Annotated in this window: 17 protein-coding genes and 1 pseudogene; 3 read left to right on the top strand and 15 right to left on the bottom strand. The window is 65.2% G+C overall.

Features of this window, described 5'->3' with window-relative positions; translation table 11 throughout:
- The first annotated feature begins 71 nt into the window (after positions 1 to 71).
- On the top strand, positions 72 to 1,682 hold the full coding sequence (locus tag ACLV74_RS14740) for an FAD-dependent oxidoreductase (protein WP_411880146.1): 1,611 nt from the start codon (positions 72 to 74) through the stop codon (positions 1,680 to 1,682).
- On the opposite strand, the gene ACLV74_RS14735 is transcribed toward ACLV74_RS14740, so the two are convergent.
- The 5 genes from ACLV74_RS14735 to ACLV74_RS14715 form a co-directional block, all read right to left on the bottom strand.
- Positions 1,672 to 2,910 carry an FAD-dependent oxidoreductase gene (locus tag ACLV74_RS14735; protein ID WP_411880145.1) on the bottom strand — a complete coding sequence of 413 codons (1,239 nt, stop codon included), beginning with the start codon at positions 2,908 to 2,910 and terminating at the stop codon, positions 1,672 to 1,674. The genes ACLV74_RS14740 and ACLV74_RS14735 overlap by 11 nt on opposite strands.
- Positions 2,907 to 4,046 carry an acyl-CoA dehydrogenase family protein gene (locus tag ACLV74_RS14730; RefSeq protein WP_411880144.1) on the bottom strand — a complete coding sequence of 380 codons (1,140 nt, stop codon included), beginning with the start codon at positions 4,044 to 4,046 and terminating at the stop codon, positions 2,907 to 2,909. Before ACLV74_RS14730 ends, ACLV74_RS14735 begins: the two co-directional genes overlap by 4 nt.
- A 60-nt stretch (positions 4,047 to 4,106) precedes the next feature.
- The gene (locus tag ACLV74_RS14725; RefSeq protein ID WP_411880143.1) at positions 4,107 to 4,661 is read right to left on the bottom strand and encodes an OsmC family protein; all 555 of its coding nucleotides are present in this window, start codon (positions 4,659 to 4,661) and stop codon (positions 4,107 to 4,109) included.
- Positions 4,662 to 4,698: 37 nt separating this feature from the next.
- Complete coding sequence (locus ACLV74_RS14720) at positions 4,699 to 5,601, bottom strand: sulfurtransferase (RefSeq protein ID WP_411880142.1); 903 nt, start codon at positions 5,599 to 5,601, stop codon at positions 4,699 to 4,701.
- Between the two features lie 191 nt (positions 5,602 to 5,792).
- Entirely contained in the window at positions 5,793 to 7,448 is a 1,656-nt protein-coding gene (locus tag ACLV74_RS14715) for a sigma 54-interacting transcriptional regulator (protein WP_411880141.1), read from the bottom strand.
- Between the two features lie 666 nt (positions 7,449 to 8,114).
- On the opposite strand from ACLV74_RS14715, the gene ACLV74_RS14710 reads away from it, so the two are divergent.
- Positions 8,115 to 10,142, top strand: coding sequence for a transglutaminaseTgpA domain-containing protein (locus tag ACLV74_RS14710; RefSeq protein WP_411880140.1), 2,028 nt, complete (start codon positions 8,115 to 8,117; stop codon positions 10,140 to 10,142).
- Between the two features lie 35 nt (positions 10,143 to 10,177).
- Entirely contained in the window at positions 10,178 to 11,254 is a 1,077-nt protein-coding gene (mltB, locus tag ACLV74_RS14705; protein WP_411880139.1) for a lytic murein transglycosylase B, read from the top strand.
- Positions 11,255 to 11,295: 41 nt separating this feature from the next.
- Here mltB and ACLV74_RS14700 read toward each other — a convergent pair whose 3' ends face one another.
- The 10 genes and pseudogenes from ACLV74_RS14700 to ACLV74_RS14655 form a co-directional block, all read right to left on the bottom strand.
- On the bottom strand, positions 11,296 to 11,760 hold the full coding sequence (locus ACLV74_RS14700; protein ID WP_411880138.1) for a hypothetical protein: 465 nt from the start codon (positions 11,758 to 11,760) through the stop codon (positions 11,296 to 11,298).
- Between the two features lie 14 nt (positions 11,761 to 11,774).
- Entirely contained in the window at positions 11,775 to 12,209 is a 435-nt protein-coding gene (locus ACLV74_RS14695; RefSeq protein WP_411880137.1) for a TIGR02594 family protein, read from the bottom strand.
- A 78-nt stretch (positions 12,210 to 12,287) separates the two neighbouring features.
- Positions 12,288 to 12,692, bottom strand: coding sequence for a hypothetical protein (locus ACLV74_RS14690; RefSeq protein ID WP_411880136.1), 405 nt, complete (start codon positions 12,690 to 12,692; stop codon positions 12,288 to 12,290).
- Between the two features lie 16 nt (positions 12,693 to 12,708).
- Positions 12,709 to 13,248, bottom strand: a complete 540-nt coding sequence (locus ACLV74_RS14685) for a cysteine hydrolase family protein (protein WP_411880135.1) — start codon at positions 13,246 to 13,248, stop codon at positions 12,709 to 12,711.
- A gap of 96 nt (positions 13,249 to 13,344) precedes the next feature.
- Complete coding sequence (locus ACLV74_RS14680) at positions 13,345 to 13,836, bottom strand: GNAT family N-acetyltransferase (RefSeq protein WP_411880207.1); 492 nt, start codon at positions 13,834 to 13,836, stop codon at positions 13,345 to 13,347.
- 184 nt (positions 13,837 to 14,020) lie between these two features.
- Complete coding sequence (locus tag ACLV74_RS14675; RefSeq protein WP_411880134.1) at positions 14,021 to 14,965, bottom strand: GSU2403 family nucleotidyltransferase fold protein; 945 nt, start codon at positions 14,963 to 14,965, stop codon at positions 14,021 to 14,023.
- A gap of 144 nt (positions 14,966 to 15,109) precedes the next feature.
- Positions 15,110 to 15,928, bottom strand: coding sequence for a transglutaminase family protein (locus tag ACLV74_RS14670; RefSeq protein ID WP_411880133.1), 819 nt, complete (start codon positions 15,926 to 15,928; stop codon positions 15,110 to 15,112).
- Between the two features lie 244 nt (positions 15,929 to 16,172).
- Positions 16,173 to 17,135 (bottom strand): alpha-E domain-containing protein, encoded by a 963-nt coding sequence (locus ACLV74_RS14665; RefSeq protein WP_411880132.1) that lies wholly within the window; start codon positions 17,133 to 17,135, stop codon positions 16,173 to 16,175.
- Positions 17,136 to 17,137: 2 nt separating this feature from the next.
- Entirely contained in the window at positions 17,138 to 18,634 is a 1,497-nt protein-coding gene (locus tag ACLV74_RS14660; RefSeq protein WP_411880131.1) for a circularly permuted type 2 ATP-grasp protein, read from the bottom strand.
- Positions 18,635 to 18,724: 90 nt separating this feature from the next.
- A pseudogene (locus tag ACLV74_RS14655) lies at positions 18,725 to 20,374 on the bottom strand (DNA internalization-related competence protein ComEC/Rec2); the annotation flags it as partial.
- Positions 20,375 to 20,696: the final 322 nt, after the last annotated feature.

The raw sequence follows: 20,696 nt of genomic DNA, 5'->3' as shown, positions 1-20,696 counted from the left end.
AGGGCTAGCGGCGTCACCATCGCCGGCAGCCCCCATCCCAGCCTTCCCCCAGCGGGGGAAGGAGCAAGACCATGAAGCGGCGTGATTTTTTGGCGGCGTCCGCGCTTCCTCTGCTGGGCTGCAAAGAGGCCAGGCACATCGAAGGCGGCTTCCTGGGCGTGAACCATGAACGCGGCCACACGCTGCGCCCATCGGCCAACGGCGACACCCGCGTCTGGCCCGCGCCTTCCGTCACCCGGCGCACCCGCGTGCTGATCGCCGGCGGCGGTGTCGCCGGCCTGGCCGCGGCCCGGGCCTTGCGCCTGCGCGGCATGAACGATTTTGCGATGCTGGAGCTCGAAGACAGCGCCGGCGGCAACAGCCGCGCGGGCGTAGTCGGCGGCCTGCCCTGCCCGCTGGGCGCGCACTACCTGCCGGTGCCGGGCGATGCCGCGCGCGACGTGCAGGACTTGCTGGAAGAGCTGTCGCTGCGCCGGCGCGTGGCCGGCCGCTGGGAATACGACGAGCGCCACCTGTGCCACAGCCCGCAGGAGCGGCTGTTCATCGACGGCCAGTGGCAGGAGGGCTTGCTGCCCGTGCAGGACATGGACGTTGCCCTGCTGGCTGACTACCAGCGCTTTGCCCGTCTCGTGCAGCAGGCCTCGGCAGATGCGCCTTTTTCGATTCCGCTCTCAGGCAGCGCACCGGCGCCGCTGCACCGCGCGCTCGACGGTTTGACCTTTGAAGCCTGGCTGGACCAGCAGCAGCTCACACGTGCACCGCTGCGCTGGTATCTCGACTACTGTTGCCGCGACGACTACGGCGCGGGCCTGGACACCGTCTCGGCCTGGGCCGGTATCCATTACTTCGCAAGCCGCCACGGCTTTCAGGCGCCGGGTGAACCGCCCTCCGCCGAGCGCGACGCCGGCGTGCTGACCTGGCCCGAAGGCAACGGCTGGCTGACCCGGCAGCTCGCCGCGCCGCTGGGCGAGCGTCTGCACACCGGCCGCGTCGTGATCCGCGTCGCCGCGGGCCGGCACGGCGTGGAAGTCGACGCCTTCAATGCCGCCACGCAGGCGGTGGAGCGCTGGCAGGCCGAGCACTGCATCCTCGCCCTGCCGCTCTTCATCGCCGCGCGCGTGCTGGAAAGCCCGCCGCCCGCGCTGCGCGAGGCCGCCGGCCGGCTGCGTTACGCGCCGTGGCTGGTCGCCAACCTGCATATTGATGCGGCCCTGCATGACAGGCCGGGCGCCGCGCCGAGTTGGGACAACGTGATCTACAACGACAAGGCGGGGCTGGGTTATGTCGACGCCATGCACCAGAGCTTGCAGACAGTGCCCGGCGCGACGGTGCTCACGTACTACCGCGCCTTCGGCATCGAAGCGGCCGGGCGCAAGGACTTGTATGAGCAACCCTGGACGCACTGGCGCGACAGCGTGCTGGCCCAACTTTCGGTGCCCCACCCTGACCTGCCGGCCAAGGTCACGCGCATGGAGGTCATGCGCTATGGCCATGCGATGAGCACGCCGGTGCCCGGCATCAGGAGCGGCGCGGCCCTGCAGGCGTTGCAAAAGCCGCTGCCGGCGCCGTGGCAGCGGCTGCATTTTGCGCACGGCGATTTGTCGGGCTATTCGGTGTTTGAAGAGGCCTTTACCCAGGGCCATTTACGCGCCGCGCGGCTGGCGGCGGCGCTCAGAGCGTGAACGGCAATGAACCGGTCTTGATCCGCAACGGAACGCGCACCTGCTCATAGGGCTCAGCCGCCTGCCCAAGAATGCTCGCCGCCACCGTCTGCGCCTGCCGCGCGATCGGCTCGATGAAGCGGCTGACCTGCCCGTTGATCGCGATGCAGTCGCCGAGCGCGTGTATGCCCTCGACGCTGGTGGCAAGGGAGTGCGGCCGCACCGCGATGCCGTTGTTCCATTCCAGGCCGGCGCTCAGCGCGAGCCGGTTCGGCGTTTGCAGCCCGGCCGCGACGATGATGTGGTCGGCGCGGAACACCTGGCCGCAAGCGGTGGTGATGCGTTTGAGGGCTTCCTCCCTCTCGTCGATGGTGACGCTTTCGACCTGCACGCCGCCGGCAAAAGCCAGCGGCAAACCGGCCCAGGCCCCAAGCAGCCGGCGCGACTGCTCCTCGTCCAGGCATGAGGCGAGCGGCCGCTGCGCCACATCGAGCAAGGTGACCTGGTGGCCGGCCAGCGCGAGGTCGTTGGCGAGTTCGCACCCTATCAGGCCCGCGCCGACAATCGCAACGCGGCGCGGCTGTTCTTCGCCCAGCGCCGCGCGAAAGGCCGCATAGGCCGACAGGTGGTTGATGTGCCAGCACAGCGCCGGCGGCAACTGCGGCAGGCGGCGCGCCTCGGCGCCGTGCGCGAGCACCAGGTGGCGGTAGCGCAGCGCGCCGCGGTTCGTGCGCAGCTGGCGCGACTGCGGCAGGATGCGCAGCGCGCGGGTTTGTGCCAGCAGCCGCACCCCCAGCCGCCGCGCCGCGGCTTCGCCGCTTTCGCGGGCCAGGCCGGCCGGCGCCATCCGCCGTGCCATCGCCACCGACAGCATGGGCTTGTCATAGACGTCGCCGTTGCAGCTGGTGACCAGCGTGATCGGCATCGCCGGGTCGCGCGCGCGCAGGCTTTGCGCCATCTGCCAGCCGGCGCGGCCCGCGCCGACGATAACGGTGCCGGCATCGCGGCGCGCGGACGAAGGGCGCGCTGAAGCGCCGCGCCGGGCTTCGCGCGCCGGCGCTTCTTCCATCACATACGGTTCAAAGTCGGCTTTGCCCACGCCGCACAGCGGGCAAGCCCAGTCCTCGGGGATGTCGGCAAAGCGCGTGCCGGCCGCCAGGCCGCTGTCGGCGTCGCCTTTTTCCTCGTCATAAATCAGGCCGCAGGCCTTGCAAATGAAGAGGTTCCACGCGGCGACCGGCATGCTCATTGCGGCTGCTCCTCGGCCGACAGGCGCGCGATCTCCTTGCGCAGGTGCTTGAGGGCCGGCGTGACGATGGCGACGAAGTGCGATTCGCGCACCCGGCGCTGCACGTCCGAGGTCATCAGGTAGCCGCGCGCGCCCTGGTGCAGCAGGGCCGACTGCGCGGCGCGCAATGCAAGCTCCGAGGCATGCGCGCGCGCATCGAGCACATCGATCAGGAATTCACGTCCGGTGCCGAAGGGTGTCAGGGCCAGGCCCATGATGCGGGCCGTCAGCTCGTCGAGCTCCGCCTGGAGTTCATCGGGCCGGTCTTCCAGGAATTCATTGACGTGGCCGAGCTGCCGCTCCACTTTCCACATCGAGTCGATCGCGCCTTGCGCCACGCCCAGGCCCATGCCGGTCTGCAGCAGGATGAAGGCGGCGCGTATGCGGCCTATGAAGGGCCGCACCGGGTCGGCGACCAGGTCCTGCTCGCCGACGAAATAATCGCTCAGCCGCACCGCCCAGGTGTTGGTGCCTTCCATCGCCGAGAACGACGGGCAGTTGCGCAGTTCCACGCCGGGCGCATCGCAATGCACGATGAACATGATTTCGCCGGAGGCCGCCTCCACGTCGGCCACCGCGCCGAAGTAGTGGTCGGGCCCGAGGTTGCTGACCCAGGGCAGCGTGCCGCTGACGGCATAGCCGCCGGCCACCTTGCGCGCATGCAGCAGCAAGGTCTCTATGCCGGCAAAGGTCTTCATGGGGTTGGACATGCCGGTGGCGCCCAGCGTCCGGCCCTGGTTGTGCAGGGCCAGGCGCTCGCCCGTCAGCGCGGGGTTGCCGGACTGTTCCATGTACACGCCGCACACCGCATGGCACCACACCATGAAGCCGGTGGCGCCGCAGACGCGCGACACCTCGGTCATGGCGCGTATCGCCAGGCCGTAGTCGGCGGGCCTGGCCCCGTCGGCGATATGCGCCTGCAGCGCGCCCAGCTCACCCAGGCGCTGCAGGATGGACTTGGGGTAAATGCCTCGGCGGTCTATGTCGTCCGCCAGCTCGGCCAGCGGGCCGTCGGCCAGCGCGCGCACGGCCTGCAGCAACGCAGCCGCGTTGTCCTCGGCGGCGGGGATTTCAATAGCGCGTTCCAGGACTTCCATAAAAATTCCAGTGTGGGTAGGGGCAGGAAGCTGCACGAAGTGAGCAACCGTGGGGGCTCATCACCCCAGCGCAATGTCAAAGGGAATCGGGTTGCGCATGCTGTTGGCCACCGGCGAATAAAAGTTGGCGTGCTGCACGATTTCGTCGAGCACCTCGCGGCTGGCATCGCCCTCGATCAGCACTTTCACGCGTATGGCCTGAAAGCCCATGTCTTTGGCTTCCTTCATCGCGCCACCGGCGCCCCAGGCGGCCGGGTTGCCGATGTCGCCTTCCAGAAAAATCTCCAGCTTCGAAAGCTTCACCTGCTTCCAGGTCGCCACCGCCGTGATGCCGACGGCCAGGCAACCGCCCAGGCCCGAGAGCACGATCTCGCCGGGCGCCGGCGCGGTGTTCTCGCCGAACAGGTGCAGCGGCTCGTCCACCACGACGCCCTCATGATCGCCCACGTAGCTCAGGCTGCGGTACATGCCCTGCAGCACGGTGTGGACCTTGTTGGTGCCGCGCGAGCCGGGGTTGGCCCGCCCCTTGGCGGCAAAGGCGGCCAGGCCTTCGCTGTCTATGGGTTTCAGGTAGGCCTTGACGGTGGCGGGTGCGGATTCGGTGGCTACGGACATGGGGTTTCCTCGATAAAAAAACAAAGACGTTGAAAGGTCAGGCGGCCAGCGCCAGCGCGGGCATCTTCGCCTTCAGGATGGGCGCGCCGGTTTCAATCGGCAGCGCGTCGTCGCGCGACCATTCGTTCCACGAGCCGAAGTACATGCGCACGTCGCTGAAGCCCGCCTGCTTGAGCGCCAGGAAGCTGTTGGAGGCGCGCGCGCCCTTGAAGCAATACAGGTAGACGGTGTCGTCGGGAGCGATGCCGGCCGTCGCGCATTCGGCCTGCACTTCAAGCGGCGACTTGAAGACCGGGCCCTGCGCGGAGGGCTTCATGAAGCGGTACCACTCAATCCATCTGGCGCCCGGCAGGCGGCCCTTGCGCGGCGCGAAGTCCTTGCCGTAGGGCGATGAGCTTTCGCCGGTCCATTCGTCGATGTCGCGCACGTCGAGCAGCACGGCCTCGGTGCCCAGCGCGGCCGCCACGTCGTCCTTGGTCAGCATCACGTCGGCCATCGCCAGGTTCGCGGGGAAGGCTGCGGCCGCAGGCACCGTGACGCTGGTGCTGACGGGCAGGCCCTTGGCCGTCCAGGCCGAGAAGCCGCCGTTGAGCACCTTGATCCGGGGGTAGCCCAGCCAGGTCAGCAGGTAGTAGCCGCGGCAGGACTGGCCGTAGCCGCTGTTGAGCGCGTCCTCGTAAAACACCGCGGTCTCGGCGCCCGACAGGCCGACGGCGCCGAAGTGCTCGGCAAAGGTGGACTTCAGCGCGCTCAGGCCTTCGGCAGTGGAGGTGGCGAGGAAGGTGAAGATCTCGCGCATGTTGACGGCGCCCGGCAGGTGGCCGGCGGCATAGGTGTCGGCATCGCGGGTGTCGATGATCACGACGGGCTCGGTGCCCATCATGGCGGAGAGTTGTTCGGGGGAAACGAGAACGCTGTCAATGGCGGAAGGTGTCGTCATGGCAATCTCCAGAAGGGGCACGGCACATGCCGTTCTTCTGTCATTGCAACGCGCGTGCCATGCCGCGCCATGGCGAGAGATGAAAACAGGAATCTTGTGAATTGAGCCGTTGGCGGGCCTGAGATGCTATTTACTTGATAGCAGTCGTGATTTTTAACCGGCTGTCCGGGGGCGGACGCCCCACACAATGTCTACAAATTGTCGACATTGTGTGCGCCGATTTTTTTGAGCCGGTAGCTGAACTGCCGCACCGTCAGGCCCAGCGACTGCGCCGCCCGCGACTGGTTGCCGCCGTGGGCCAGCAGGGCTTGCCGGAGCTGCTCCGCCGGGTGCGATTGCGCTGCCTGGTAGTCGCGAACCAGGGGCGGGCCCGGCTGGCGCGGCGGCGCCGCTTCGGCGGCGGCGGCCTCGCCCGGGAGAAAGCGCTCCATCTCGCGGCCCGACACCATGGCGCTGTCCGTCAGCAGCACCAGCCGCTCTATCGTGTTGCCCAGCTCGCGGATGTTGCCGGGCCAGGGGTGCTGCTCCAGCCGCTCCAGCGCGGCCGGCGACAGGTTCACGTTGCGCTGGTTGGCCTGGTTGGTGCGGCTCAGGAAATGCAGCGCCAGCGCGCGTATGTCCTGCGCGCGCTCGCGCAGCGAGGGCAGGCGTATCGGGATCACGTTGAGCCGGTAGAACAGGTCGCGCCGGAAGCTGCCGCGCTGCACGTCCTGCGCCAGGTCGCGGTTGGTGGCGGCCACCACGCGCACGGCCACCTTGACCTCGCGCTTGCCGCCCAGCCGCACGATGGTGCCCTCCTGCAGCGCGCGCAGCAGCTTGGTCTGCATCGCCAGCGGCATCTCGCCGATTTCATCGAGGAAGATCGTGCCCTTGTCGGCCTGCTCGAACCAGCCCGCGCGCGCCGCCTGCGCGCCGGTGAAAGCGCCGCGCTCGTAGCCGAACAGCTCCGACTCAAACAGCGTGTCGGGAATCGCCGCGCAGTTGACCTTGATGAAAGGCTGGTCGCGCCGCCGGCTCGACAGGTGCACCGCGCGCGCGAACAGCTCCTTGCCGGTGCCCGACTCGCCCAGCAGCAGCACGCTGGCCGTGGCCTCGGACACGCGCTCCAGCTCGCCCAGCGCCTGCAGCAGCGCCGGCGAGGTGCCGATGATGCCGTAGCGCGCCGCGGCGGTTTCCAGCGCGCGCGTGAGCAGCTGGTTTCTGGCCTGCAGCGCGCGGGTTTTTTCGGCCACCAGCGCCTGCAGCTGCAGCAGCTGGCCGGCCAGCGTGGCCAGGATTCTCAGCACCGCGACGTCGTCGTTGAGCTGCCTGTCGCGGCTGCGGATGCGGTGGCAGGCCAGCACGCCGATCACTTCGCGGTTCACTTCAATGGGCAGCGCGATAAAGGCCACCACCTCCTGCGGCAGCTGCGCCCGCGCCACGGAACGCGCCAGGAACTGCGGCTCGGCGTCGATGTCCTGCACGATGATGGGCTGCGCCGTCGCCAGCACCCGGCCGGTGATGCCTTCACCCGGGCCGTAGCGGCCTCGCGCCATCTCGGTTCTGGTCAGGCCGTAGGCATAGCGGATGGCGGACGCCGGTGCGGCAGCGCCCGCCTGCCGGTCGGCGGACTTGCGCTCGGCCAGGCCCTCCAGCGCGATGTCCCCGACAAAGTCCGCCAGCACGATGCGGCCCCGGTTCAGGCCCAGCAGCTCCGACATCAGGTGCAGCATTTCCCGCATCACCACCTCCGGTGCCAGGCTTTTGCCGACCAGGCGCATGACTTCGCTCATGAGCAGCAGCTCCTGCGCGCGCCATGGCGGGTCAGGGAGGGGTTTGCCCGCTGGGCGGGAGGTCGGGGGAGGCATGTTTGCAGGTTAGCAATAAACCGGCCAAGGGGGTGGGGGCCGGGTCTTGCGCCGGCTTGCGCGCCTCGCCCTCTGCGTAGGGTTGCTGGCCGGGAGTGGCCCGGCGGCCAGTAACTTTCTTTTGCTTCGCCAAAAGAAAGTCACCAAAGAAAAGGCGACCCTGGCTCCTGCGTCCCTCCGCTTCGCTACGGGCAACCTGCGGTGCTCGGTTCAGGCGGGGTCTCGCTAAACTCGCTACGCTGCGCTTCGCTCAAACAACGCGATCCCTGATCCGCCTGAACCTGCGCTCCTCGGCGCATCCACAAGGGGCAATCGGGAGCGGGGACAAATACAAACAAGGACTCGCCGCGGCGAGTCCTTGTTTCTTCAGGTATTCGGGTTTCTGTCTTCGGCTGTTGGCTGTTCGGTATTCCTGTCCCTACCCCTTGTGGATGCGCCGAGGAGCGGAGGGCCAGACGGATCAGGGCAAAAACTTGTTTGAGCGAAGCGAGTTGTTTTTGACCCCGGCTGGCCCGAGCACCGCAGGTTGCCCCGGAGCGAAGCGCAGGGGACGCAGCAACCAGGGTCGCCTTTCTTTTGCTTACTTTTCTTTGGCGAAGCAAAGAAAAGTGAGTTGCCGCCGGGCAACCCCGGCCAGCCGCCCTCAGCAGAGAAAACAGAACTCCCATGCTGACCCGCCTCACCGCCCTGCCTCGCGACGCCCGAGACACGCTGTTCCTGCTGGCGGTCATCGCCTGGGTATTGCTACCGCAGGTCAACGAACTCCCCCTCTGGTGCAGCGCCCTGGCAGCCGCCGTGCTCCTCTGGCGCGGCTGGCTGGCGGTGCAGGCCAAGCCGCTGCCGGGCAAGCGTTGGCTGGTGCTGCTGCTGGCGCTGACCGTGGCCGCCACCTGGCTCACGCACCGCACACTGCTGGGCCGCGACGCGGGCGTGACCATGCTGGTGGTGCTGCTGACGCTCAAGACGCTGGAACTGCGCGCGCGGCGCGACGCGTTTGTGGTGTTCTTCCTCGGCTTCTTCTGCATGCTGAGCAATTTCTTTTATTCGCAGTCCCTGCTGGTCGCCTTCAGCATGCTGGTGGGCCTGCTGGGCCTGCTGACGGTGCTGGTCAACGCGCACATGCCGGTCGGCAAGCCGCCGCTGTCGCAGGCGGCCAAAACCGCCGGCTGGATGGCCTTGCTGGGCATGCCCATCATGCTGGTGCTGTTCCTGCTGTTTCCGCGGCTGGCGCCTTTGTGGGGCGTGCCCAGCGACGCCATGACCGGGCGCAGCGGCCTGAGCGCCAGCATGCAGGTGGGCACCATCGCCAAGCTGGCGCTCGATGAAAGCGTGGCCCTGCGCATCAAGTTCGACGGCGCGCCGCCGCGCAAGCAGGACATGTACTTCCGCGGCCCTGTGCTGTCCAGCTTCGACGGCGTCGAGTGGCGCCCGCCCCGCCTGAACACGGCGGCGCGCTACGGCGTGACGGCCGACCTTGCCGTCTCGGGCGCGCCCTTCAATTACGAAGTCACGCTGGAGCCCACCAACCGGCCCTGGGTGTTCGTGATGGAAGCGGCGGCGCAAAGCCCCGCGCTGCCATCGGGCTACCAAAGCGCGATGCAACCCGACCTGCAGTGGCTGGCCAACCGCCCTTTCACCGACCTGGTGCGCTACAAGGCCCAGAGCTATCCCGCCTTCCAGCACGGCCCGCTGCAATCCGTGCCGGGACTGCAGGAGTTCCGCGACCTGCCGCCCGGCTTCAACCCCCGCACCCTGGCGCTGGCCCGCGACATCCGCGGCGACCCGAATCTGAGGGGCGCCGACACTGCGCGGCTGGTGGAGGTGGTGCTGGACCGCCTGCGCAAGGGCGGCTACACCTACACGCTGGAGCCCGGCGTGTACGGCCAGCACACGGCCGATGAATTCTGGTTTGACCGCAAGCAGGGCTTTTGCGAACACATCGCCTCGTCCTTCGTCATCCTGATGCGCGCCATGGACATTCCCGCGCGCATCGTCACCGGCTACCAGGGCGGGGAACTCAACAGCGTCGACGGCTACTGGGTGGTGCGCCAGAGCAGCGCCCATGCCTGGGCCGAGGTCTGGCAGTCCGGCCGCGGCTGGGTGCGTGTGGACCCGACCTCGGTGGTCGCCCCCGCGCGCATCGGCGAATTTGAACGGCTGCTGGTGCCGCAGGGCGCGGTCGCGCAGGCCTTGAACGCGTTCAGCCCGACGCTCATGACCCGGTTGCGCCTGTTCTGGGAAGCGGCCAACAACAACTGGAACCAGTGGGTGCTCAACTACACCCAGGGCAAGCAGCTTGAACTGCTCAAAAACATCGGCTTCGAGTCGCCCAGTTGGGAGGACCTGAGCTACGTGCTGATCGCCATCATCGTGCTGGCCGCCCTGCTGGGCGCCGGCTGGACCTTGTGGGACCGCGCGCAGCACGACCCCTGGGTGCGGCTGCTGGCCCGCGCGCGCAAGCGGCTGGACAAAGCCGGCATCGCCAGCACGCCCGCCACCTCGCCGCGCCAGCTGGCGCTTGAAGTGGCAAGCCGCTATGGCAAACAGGAGGGCAGCGCCGGACGGATGCTGTCCGACTGGCTGCTGCGCCTGGAGCAGCAGCGCTATGCCGCGGCGCCCGCCGATGCCGGAAAAACACCGCCGCAGCTTCGTGCCCTCAGGGAAGAGTTCAAGCAGCTTTCGTGGCCTGCGTAGAATCAGACTTGCTCCTCTCACCTGATCGCCGCCCCATGTCGTTTTACCGCTCCGGATTTGCATTTTTCCTGACAGCCGCACTGGCCTGTTCCGCCTGGGCGATTGACGCCAAACCGGTCAGGAAAAAAGTGGCGGCATCCGCGCAGGCGCAGGGCCCGCTGTATTCGACGCGCGCTGAAGCCATGCAGTTTGCCGACGACATGGCAGCGCGCCGAGACCTCAACCCCGACTGGGTGCGCGACGCCATCGGCCATTCGCGCTACAACGCCACCGTCGTGCGCCTCATGCAGCCGCCCACCAAAGCCTTCGTCAAGAACTGGCGCGTCTACCGCAGCCGCTTCATAGACCCGGTGCGCATCGAAGCCGGCCGGCGCTTCTGGCTGGAGAACCAGCCGGCGCTGGAACGCGCCGAAAAAGAATACGGCGTGCCCGCCGAGATCATCGTCGGCATCATCGGCGTGGAAACCATTTACGGCCGCGACACCGGCAGCTTCCGCGTGATGGACGCCCTCACCACCCTGGCCTTCGACTTCCCGGCCAACCACCCGCGCGCCAAAGAACGCAGCGAATTCTTCAAGGGCGAGATCGAGCAGTTCCTGACCCTGCAAAGCCGGCTCGAAGCCAACCCCTTCGACGCGCGCGGCAGCTTTGCCGGCGCCATGGGCATGCCGCAGTTCATGCCCTCCAGCTGGGTCAAGTACGCCGTCGACTTTGACGGCGACGGCACCATAGACCTCTGGAACAGCAACGCCGACGTGATCGGATCCGTCGCGAGCTACTTCAAGGCCTTCAACTGGCAGCCCGGCATGCCCACGCACTACCCAGTCGGCTTCGACAAAAGCCGCCTGGACATGGACGCGCTGATGGCGCCCGACATCCTGCCGACCTTTAGCGTCGCCAGCTTCACCGACAAAGGCGCGGTGCTCGAAGGCCAGGCCCTGCAACACCAGGGCCCGCTGGCGCTGGTCGAACTACTCAACGGCCAGGACGCGCCGCAGTACGTCGCGGGCACCGAAAACTTTTATGCGATCACGCGCTACAACTGGAGCAGTTATTACGCGATGGCGGTGATTGAGCTGGGGCGGGAAGTGGCGGCGCGGGTGAGGCAGTGACGCTGCCGAGGAGCGACGACAGCCTTTAGCCACATATAAAACTAGCGGGACGCATTGCGAGGGAACACCTCGCCGTTGATGTTTTGGTTACGCCCGCAATGCCTTGCGCTGCAGCTATTGGCAGGATCGCTGAATTTGAACTCCTTTGGCGTGATCTGGATTTGCATGGCGCACCCCTCTTCTTTCAACTCTTTGTCACTCTCGCTGACGAGAAGCGTATTGTTCTCGAGCCTGAAGAGACCCGACAAATCGCATGTTCCGGCGGTCGTTGCAAATTGGGTGAATGAAAAATCGACTTCGTAGAGATCGCCAGACTTACGGCGAATCGTCAACGTGTCATATTCTTTCTTCTTGCACGGGCGCCACTTATCAGATTGATCGGCTCCGTAGCCTCGCTGGTCGAAGCACCAGGCCTCCTTCTTGTAAGTACCGGTTATCGGCACATCCGCGGCGATTGCGTCGGCAAGAACGATCTGAAAAATCAAGAAGAAAACTAAAGAGCGCATAGAGTCAGGGCCTATCAGAATGGTTTCTTCGAAGGCCAGCGATAACCCAGCACCGCCGCCAACGGATAAAAATGCTCACGCACTTCATCGAGCTGGTTGCCGCTCCACAAATACACATACTCTTCATCCGCGCGAAGGAAAAAGCCGACGTGGCCCTTCCAGCCGGCGGGGTCTTCGCGCGACAGCACGGCGATGCAACCGGGCACAGGCGCGGCCAGCGGCTCGCCCCATTCCAGCCAGGAACGCGCGAGCGCCGACCCGGTGCCGGGAATGCCGGCCTGGGCCAAAGTCCAGTTCACGAAGGAAGAACACCACGAGGCCTTGTCGTCATAGCCGGCGATATTGGTGAGCGCGTGGTATTCGGTGACCCGGGGGTTGCTCTGGCCCACGGGGAATGTGCGGATACCGGCTTCGGCGAAGGCGATGGGCATCCAGGGTGTTTGCTGCATGGGTGCGTGGAAATTGGGCATAAACGGATTTAGAGAAAACCGGCTGGAACGATCCTGTTCAGCAGGCGGCAAAGCATCTCATGGATATACACGCCCTGCCCCCTTGGTGCGCCAGGTTTGCAGGGATATCGCATCGCCCGACACGGTATCCTGAACCAACACGGGCTTGCCGGAGAGGTTCACATAAAAGACGCGCCAAAGCTCCAGGCGCTCCGGCCGGTTGGCATACACCGAGACCGACCAATAGCAGCGCCCGTGCATAAGCACCTGCCTGTCCACGGACTGGCCATAAGTTACGGGAAATGAGTGGGAGCGGGTCCATGCCGCCCACTCAGGCAAGCGCTCAATCGATTTGATGGAATGCGCATATCCGGCCGCATGCAGCGCCGGCTCATCACACCTTGGCGCCACATTGCCGGCAGCGCACAGGCAGGCAAAGAGAACGGTAAAGAAAATGTGGCGTATCCAGAGTGCGTGCTGCATGGAAGTCACACGAGGTTCAAACCGTGAACCGGATTTCGCCCGCAAGCTGCGGGGTCACTCTTGGCCCAAAGCTCATGATGTTTGCCAGCGTTGCCGTATGGTGGGCCGAGATCTGCGCGGCGGTGAGGATTCCGTTGTCTACCGTGGAATGGCCGTCCGAAACCAGCGTGACCGGATAGCCGAGCGCCAGTGCACGCCGGGTGGTAGTGTCTACGCAGAAATCGCTTTGCAGGCCGCAGATGACCAGTTCCTTGACAGCATGCTGCAGCAGCAGGGCCTGCAGTTCGGTGTTGTGGAACGAGTCGGTCGCCTTCTTGCGCAGGTAGACATCGCCCGGCCGGGCATCCAGGCCGTCGGCGAGTTTCCAACCTTCGGTTCCGTGCGCGAGCGAACCGCCGGGCGACTCGTGCTGGATCAGGATGACGGGAGCGCCCGCGGCCCGGGCCTTGGCGGACACGGCGTTGATCCTGTCGATGACGCGCCGGCTTTCAAAGGCCGCACCGTCACCAGAGCAGAGGGCCTTTTGAACGTCGATAACAAGCAGGGCTGTTGTCATGGGAACTGGAGTTTATTCTCGACAGCCTGACGATTGGCATGAGCGGCGTTCCACAGACAGCGGAGCCGGCTGTGAAATGTCCATTCGACGGATGGCTCAGGCAGCATCCGCACGCCGTGACGGGGAGAGTTCAAGCGCCAGGTACTTGGTGCCGGGAACGGGGTTGAAGGTGACAGGCGCCGAAGCTTGAAAACCCAGGGACTCGTAGATGCGCTGTGCGGCGGAGAACTCAGGCAGGACATCGAGGCAGATGCGGGAGTAGCCCGCGCCCCGCGCTTCATCGAGGATGCGTTCGATGAGCCGCCGGCCAAGGCTTTCGCCTCTTGCATCCGGCCGCACGTAGACGCGCTTCATTTCACAGGTGCTTGCGTCAACGCGGCGAAGCGCGGCGCATCCGACGACGGTTTGCCTCTTCCATGCGAGAAGCAGGCAGCCTTCGGGTGCGGCGTACTTTCCGGGCAAGGCAGCGAATTCCGCCTCGTAGTTCTGGAAGGCCAGACTCACGCTGGGGCTGGCGACGTACTCCCGGAGGATGGCGACGACGTGCTCAAGGTCCTCGGGAAAATTTGCGTGTCGAATATCGGTCATGGCGGTCATGGTGGCAGCGTCCTTCAGGTTGCAAGGATAAACGGGACGGACGCGGGCGTGCTAAGCATCCACCGTATCACCCCACGCCTCGCTATCCCGCATCGGTTTCATACCGGCTGGATGGTGATCTCCACCGTCCTGCAAGTCTCTGTGGTGAGAAATTTTCCGCTGCTGATCTGCCCGCCTACTTCACATACTGCGGCATATGCGTTTGTACCAGCTGCTGTACCAGTTCAGCTTGCAGTCCATCCTTAAGCCGCTTCCTCGGGTCTCGCCCTGCCGACATTGACATCATTTTCTTCAGCGCAATGAAGGTGATGGGGTTCATGGTATTCATCACGGCCATGTGGCCAGTCTCCGCCACCACCACCTGGCTGAACCGCTCACTGTTCAACATCTTGTCTCCACCTTCGACTTGAACAGCCCACAGGTCATTTTCATCGCTGCTCATTCTGAAAGGGTGAGGGTCGCCGTCTTTTACCAAGCGTCGAATCACGTCGACCTCAAAGCCACTGTCGTTAATGGCAGTTTGCCTCTGGTCTGGCATGACCCTGAACGTGGGATCGGCCTTTTGCAAAGCGCCAATAAACGAGCTGTCGAGTTTCTTCATTCTTGACATGAAGGAGATGCGCTTGCGGCTGTCGAACAGCAAATCAATGTCCTGCGTGGCCATGGCATCCGGCGTAAATCTGACGCCGCAGGCACTCTCGTAGGCGTAAAGGCTGTGTGTGCCAATGGTCATGAAGTGATCCTGAAGCCCCGCTGCCTGCAGGGCGTTCAGAGTTTTGATGACAATGCCGGGAACACGGCCTACGCGAAGCGCCTTGTTGAGCCGTTGCTGATTCTTCGCAGCATCAGACAATGCGGCAAGCCTGCTTTGCGCCTGCTCCTTGCGCGCCTTGAAGCGCTCATAGATCTGCTCCGTCTCAGGTCCACGGGAGCCCAGCGACTTCTGTCCTCCACCGGAAGACTCCCGAATCAGGTACTCAGTGCCAGACTGGGTTCGCCAAAACATCGAACCGCGCACTTCAGCCGCCTCACGCCTGGCTCGTTGCAGTTCCAGGAACACGGTTTCCGCGTCAATGTACTGGCGCGTCTGATGCGGACTGAGTTCAAGGATTTGGTTCATTTCAGGTATATTTTTGATAAATACAAATTTATCCTGAAATCACATACAAATCAACTACTTATAAGAAAATTTGACGTTTCGAATCAGTATCCACGTACCCGGCTACCCGCGCAATCTCGCGTACAAGTAACAAGCCAAGTTGCCTCACACCGGCTGAATCGTGATCTCCACCGTCATGGACTCTTCCCCGCCGCCCTGGCGCACGCCCTTGATGGGCGGGCAGGCGTTGTAGTCGGTGCCCATGGCCAGGCGCACGTGGCGCTCGTCGATCAGGCAGTGGTGGGTGACGTCTATGCTGACCCAGCGGCGCGTGGCCACGTCCAGGCAGACGTCGCACCAGGCGTGGCTGGCCAGGTCGGGTTCGTTGGCGGCGTAGAAGTAGCCGCTGACGTAACGCGCCGGGTAGCCCAGGCTGCGGCAGATGGCGACCATCACATGGGCTTGGTCCTGGCAGACGCCTGCCCCTGACCTGAAGGCTTCGAGCGCGGTGGTGGTCACGCTGGTGCTGTTCTTGAGGTAGCTGACGGCCCCGGCCACGCCCTGGCTCAGGGCCAGCAGGGACTGCAGGCTGGCCGTGCCGTCCACGCTTTGCGGGATAAAACGCCGGCCGAATTCCGCGAGTTCAAAGTGCGGTTCGGCCAGATGCGTGGCGCGCAGAAAGAAATACGGGTGCGGCAGGGTTTCGGGGTCGTTGAACTCGGCCACGCCGAAGGTTTCCACGTCGCCGGCCGCGTTGACCAGGCTCCAGCGCACGTTGTTGGCATCTGTGCCGACAAAGGTGTAGGAACTGATGGTGTTGCCGAAGGCGTCGCGCTGGGTGAACAGCTTTTCGGGCGCGCCCAGGCTCCAGTAATGCACCGTCTGCGCCGGGCCCGACTGCGGCGTGAGCCACAGCGTCTGCAGCGCGTAGCGCAACGGCTCCGTATACCGGTAGTCGGTGATGTGCCGGACGTGCAGTTTCATGCTCGAGCAAATACTGAATCGGACGCACCGCGACCGCACTGCAGCGTCGCCGAGAGAGGGGTTTTCGCCAGCAGGGGCCGCGGAACCGGCTTTGCCGGGCCGCAGGCGCAGCGCCCCTGAGGGGCTGGAGCCCGCGGCTCCAAGCCTGCCTGCGCAGGCTTGGACGGGCGACAGGGGCGAAGCGTCTCGCGAGCCGCGGCCTGCAAGGCCTCGAGAGCTACGCGCAGCGAGCGAACGTGGGGGCTCAATGTGTAGCCGGCACAAGAAATTCGCGGCTGATGTGCGCGCCTATCTCGTTGACACGGTCCAGGAACTGGGTCAGGAAGGCATGCAGGCCGGTGGCGAGGATTTCGTCGATGCGGGCGTACTGCAGGTCGGCGCGCAGCTTGCCGGCACGGCGCTGGGTTTCGCTGGCCGTGTCGCTGGTCACCATGGCGAGGTTGCTCATGAGCTCGTTCAGGCAGGCCAGCAGCGAGCGCGGCATGTCGGGCCGCAAAATCAGCAGCTCGGCGACGCGCTCGGGCTTGATGACGTCGCGGTAGACCTTGCGGTAGACCTCGAAGCCGGAGACGCTGCGCAGGATCGCGCTCCAGTGGTAGAAATCGTATTCCTGGTCTTTCTCGCCGTCTGTGCCGATGAAGTCGTTTTGCACCGCATGGAATTTCACGTCGACCAGGCGCGCGGTGTTGTCGGCGCGTTCCAGGAAAGTGCCCAGGCGCAGGAAGTGGAAGGCCTCGTCCTGCAGCATGGTGCCGGCGGTGACGCCGCGCGACAGGTGCGAGCGGAACTTCACCCATTCAAAAAACTGGCCGGGGTCGCGCTCGAAGTCGCCGTTGCGCAGCATGCGGATGACTTCAAGATAGGTCTGGTTCTGGGTTTCCCAGACTTCGGTGGTCAGCGTGCCGCGCACGGCACGGGCGTTCTCGCGGGCGTTCTGCAGGCAGGAGACGATGCTGGAGGAGTTCTGCTCGTCGCGCACCATGAAGTCCATGACCTCGCGCGGGTTGACGGTGTCGCCGTATTTGGCCGTGTAGGAAGGCTTGAGCTCGCTGATGCTCAGCAGGCTTTGCCAGCCGCCCTGCACGACGGCGGCGGACTGCGGCAGCAGCGAGGTCTGGTAGTTGACGTCGAGCATGCGTGCGGTGTTCTCTGCGCGCTCCGTATAACGCGACATCCAGAAAAGATGGTCAGCAGTACGAGACAACATGATTATTTCCCTCCCTGGGTCTGCGACTGCGATTGAGACTGCGACATCACGGGCGACGACGGGCCTTCCAGGATCCAGGTGTCCTTGGTGCCGCCGCCTTGCGAGGAATTGACCACCAGCGAGCCGTCTTTCAGCGCCACACGCGTAAGGCCGCCGGGCACCATCTGCACTTCCTTGCCGCTCAGCACGAAGGGACGCAAGTCGATGTGGCGCGGCGCGATGCCGCTTTCGACATAGGTCGGGCAGGTGGAAAGGCTGAGCGTGGGCTGGGCGATGTAGCCCGAGGGGTTGGCCAGCAAGGCCGCGCGGAATTCCTCGATTTCGGCCTTGGTCGCTGCCGGGCCGACCAGCATGCCGTAGCCGCCCGCGCCGTGCACTTCCTTGACGACCAGGTCCTTGAGGTTGGCCAGCGTGTACTGCAGGTCCTCGTTGTTGCGGCACATGTAGGTGGGCACGTTCTTGAGGATGGGTTTTTCGCCGAGGTAGAACTCGATCATCTTGGGCACATAGGGGTAGATCGACTTGTCGTCGGCCACGCCGGTGCCGATGGCGTTGCACAGCGAGACATTGCCGCTGCGGTAGACGTTGAGCAGGCCGGCGCAGCCCAGCGTGGAATTGGGGCGGAAGGCCAGCGGGTCCAGGAAGTCGTCGTCGACGCGGCGGTAGATCACGTCGACGCGCTTGGGGCCGCGCGTGGTGCGCATGTAGACGAAGTTGTCCTTGACGAAGAGGTCCTGGCCTTCGACCAGTTCCACGCCCATCTGCTGCGCGAGGAAGGCGTGTTCGAAGTAGGCCGAGTTGTACATGCCGGGCGTGAGCACCACCACCGTGGGCTCGGCCGTGGCGGGCGGCGCCATGCCGCGCAGGGTTTCGAGCAGCAGGTCGGGGTAGTGGGCGACCGGGGCCACGCGGTTTTCGCTGAAGAGCTCGGGGAAGAGCCGCATCATCATCTTGCGGTCTTCCAGCATGTAGCTCACGCCGCTGGGCACGCGCAGGTTGTCTTCGAGCACGTAGTACTCGCCCTCGCCCTGCGCATTGGGCGCGCGCACGATGTCGATGCCGCTGATGTGCGAATAGATGTTGCCGGGAACGTCCACGCCCATCATCTCGGGGCGGAACTGCGCGTTCTGGAAGATCTGCTCCGACGGGACGACGCCGGCCTTGATGATTTCCTGGCCGTGGTACACGTCGTGGATAAAGCGGTTGAGCGCCGTGACGCGCTGGACCAGGCCTTTTTCCATGTTGGCCCACTCGTGGGCGGGAATGATGCGCGGGATCAGGTCGAAGGGAATCAGGCGCTCGGTGCCGGCGCCGTCCTCGTCCTTGGCGCCGTACACGGCAAAGGTGATGCCGACGCGGCGGAAAATCATCTCGGCTTCGGCGCGGCGCGCCTCCATCACGGCGTCGGACTGCTTGGCCAGCCACCGCTGGTAACCCTGGTAGTGCTCACGGACGCTGGATCCCGTGGCATTCATTTCGTCAAACATCGGTCGGCTCATTGGCTTGATCTCCAGCAAGTTTTGCGCAGGGCAATTGTTTTGACGTAGCTTAGCAAGTTATGCGCCAAGGCGGCGTGTGATCAGACATTTTTAACGCCCGGGCACATGATGCCAGTAGCGTTTGCCCTCTTCCCGCTGGCAGCGCAGCGCATCCGGATCCTGGCTGCTCCACATCGCCGCCCCGCATTGCGGGGATTTCACGAGGCGTATGCCGCGCGCCTCGTAGCGCGCCGCAACCGCTTCAGCGGGGTGGCCGAAGCGGTTGCGGTAGCCCGCCTGCGCCACGACCCAGTGCGGCTGCACGGCGTCGAGGAAAGCCGTGGTCGACGAGGTCTTGCTGCCGTGGTGAGGTACCAGCAGGAAGTCGGCCTTGAGGCGGCCCGGGTCGCCGGTGGCCAGGGCCAGCTCCTGAGGCGCTTCGATGTCGCCCACCAGCAGGGCCGTTCGGCTGCCGGTGGAGATGCGGAGCACGCAGCTCATGGCATTGGGCTTGGCAAGCACTTCGTAGGCCCCGGCGGCCGGGTGCAGCACCTCGAACCGCACGCCGTCCCATTCCCATCGCTGGCCGGCCGCACAGCGTTCAGCCTTGCGCAGGGCCTGTAGCGGGTGCGTGTCTTCAATCGAACTGAGGAAGCGGGCGCCTGGCTGCATGGCCAGCACGGTGGCCGCCCCGCCTATGTGGTCGATGTCGCGGTGGCTGACCATGAGGACGTCCAGCCGCTCGCCCAGCGCGCGCAGCAAGGGCACCAGCACGCGGTGGCCGGCATCGCTTTCTCGCGAAAAGCGCGGGCCGGCGTCGTAGAGCAGGCTGTGGCCGGCGGTGCGCACCAGCACCGCATTGCCCTGGCCGATGTCGGCCGCCAGCAGTTCGAACTGCCCGGGCGCGACCCGCGGCGGCTGCCACAGCAGCACGGGCAGCAGCAGCGGAATGCCCAGCACGCGCCAGTGCCAGGGCAGGCGCATGGCCAGCAGGCCGCCGCCCGCCACACCCGCGACGGCACACCACAGCGGCGCGGCGGCCACGCTGATCGAGGCGAAAGGCCAGTGGGCCAGCCACTGCAGGAACAGCGCCAGCACGCTGACGCAGCCCGCCGTCGCCTGCCAGGCCGGCGCCCACAGCACGCCCAGCAAGGCCAACGGCGTGATGAGCAGGGTCACGGCGGGAATGGCCACGGCATTGGCCAGCAGCCCGACCAACGAGACCTGGTTGAACAGCAGCAGCGACAGGGGCGTGAGCGCGAGCGTGACCACCCATTGCTCGCGCGCTGCGCGGGCCAGGCCGGCGAGCCAGCGCGGCCAATGCCGCCGCCAAGCTTGTGCCGGCGGTTCTTCGGCGCCACGGGCGTCGGAGGCGCCGGAATCCGTCGCAAACAGGACGCCCACCGCGACGAAAGACAACCAGAACCCGGCCTGCATCAGCGCCCAGGGGTCTATCGCCACCACCACGGCCATGGCCAGCAGCCAGGTCTGCGCCCAGGGCCACTGCCGGCCGCTTTGGCGCAGCAGGACCACCGCGGCCAGCATCCAGATGGTTCGCTGCGCGGGCACACCCCAGCCTGAAAACAGCGCATACAGCGTCGCCAGCAACAGCCCGCCCAGCGCGCCGGCACCGGCGGCCGGCAGCGCCAGGCACAGCCGGGGCGTGAAGCGCGCGGAACGCCGCCACAGGCCGCTGATCAGCAGCGAGGCCACCCAGGCAAACATCGTTATTACAGGTGAGTTAGATAGCAGTGACGCTATACGGTTACTCAATAACCATGGACATCATCTCATTACAACGGCAATCCTGATTGCAGCGTATAAAGTATCTAATACACTAATTTTACACATAATTACATAACTTAAAGGATTGAATGTAGAATTGCTTGGAAATGAAGACGCCATCCTTACCGACATTGCGCCAAGCACCGAAGTTGTTGAATTCCGTCGAAATCTGATCCACTTAACGCAGTAATTTCCATCCAAATCTGACCCACGTAGGCACTACCCTGCTTGTTTTAAAAGCAGGGGAAATTAGGAGTGATAGACGTGGCGACATTGAATGTCATCAGACGCTGGGCAT

Origin of the sequence: Polaromonas sp. YR568, from assembly GCF_943369415.1 — a bacterium.
Lineage (GTDB): Bacteria > Pseudomonadota > Gammaproteobacteria > Burkholderiales > Burkholderiaceae_C > Polaromonas.
Note: the sequence above shows the minus strand (reverse complement) of the source record. Positions and strands in the feature narration are given on the sequence as shown.

Excerpts from the sequence above, each read along its gene's own strand:
- ACLV74_RS14740 (WP_411880146.1), top strand. The coding sequence starts at position 72 with ATGAAGCGGCGTGATTTTTTGGCGGCGTCCGCGCTTCCTCTGCTGGGC.
- ACLV74_RS14735 (WP_411880145.1), bottom strand. The coding sequence starts at position 2,910 with ATGAGCATGCCGGTCGCCGCGTGGAACCTCTTCATTTGCAAGGCCTGC.
- ACLV74_RS14730 (WP_411880144.1), bottom strand. The coding sequence starts at position 4,046 with ATGGAAGTCCTGGAACGCGCTATTGAAATCCCCGCCGCCGAGGACAAC.
- ACLV74_RS14725 (WP_411880143.1), bottom strand. The coding sequence starts at position 4,661 with ATGTCCGTAGCCACCGAATCCGCACCCGCCACCGTCAAGGCCTACCTG.
- ACLV74_RS14720 (WP_411880142.1), bottom strand. The coding sequence starts at position 5,601 with ATGACGACACCTTCCGCCATTGACAGCGTTCTCGTTTCCCCCGAACAA.
- ACLV74_RS14715 (WP_411880141.1), bottom strand. The coding sequence starts at position 7,448 with ATGCCTCCCCCGACCTCCCGCCCAGCGGGCAAACCCCTCCCTGACCCG.
- ACLV74_RS14710 (WP_411880140.1), top strand. The coding sequence starts at position 8,115 with ATGCTGACCCGCCTCACCGCCCTGCCTCGCGACGCCCGAGACACGCTG.
- mltB (WP_411880139.1), top strand. The coding sequence starts at position 10,178 with ATGTCGTTTTACCGCTCCGGATTTGCATTTTTCCTGACAGCCGCACTG.
- ACLV74_RS14700 (WP_411880138.1), bottom strand. The coding sequence starts at position 11,760 with ATGCGCTCTTTAGTTTTCTTCTTGATTTTTCAGATCGTTCTTGCCGAC.
- ACLV74_RS14695 (WP_411880137.1), bottom strand. The coding sequence starts at position 12,209 with ATGCAGCAAACACCCTGGATGCCCATCGCCTTCGCCGAAGCCGGTATC.
- ACLV74_RS14690 (WP_411880136.1), bottom strand. The coding sequence starts at position 12,692 with ATGCAGCACGCACTCTGGATACGCCACATTTTCTTTACCGTTCTCTTT.
- ACLV74_RS14685 (WP_411880135.1), bottom strand. The coding sequence starts at position 13,248 with ATGACAACAGCCCTGCTTGTTATCGACGTTCAAAAGGCCCTCTGCTCT.
- ACLV74_RS14680 (WP_411880207.1), bottom strand. The coding sequence starts at position 13,836 with ATGACCGATATTCGACACGCAAATTTTCCCGAGGACCTTGAGCACGTC.
- ACLV74_RS14675 (WP_411880134.1), bottom strand. The coding sequence starts at position 14,965 with ATGAACCAAATCCTTGAACTCAGTCCGCATCAGACGCGCCAGTACATT.
- ACLV74_RS14670 (WP_411880133.1), bottom strand. The coding sequence starts at position 15,928 with ATGAAACTGCACGTCCGGCACATCACCGACTACCGGTATACGGAGCCG.
- ACLV74_RS14665 (WP_411880132.1), bottom strand. The coding sequence starts at position 17,135 with ATGTTGTCTCGTACTGCTGACCATCTTTTCTGGATGTCGCGTTATACG.
- ACLV74_RS14660 (WP_411880131.1), bottom strand. The coding sequence starts at position 18,634 with ATGAGCCGACCGATGTTTGACGAAATGAATGCCACGGGATCCAGCGTC.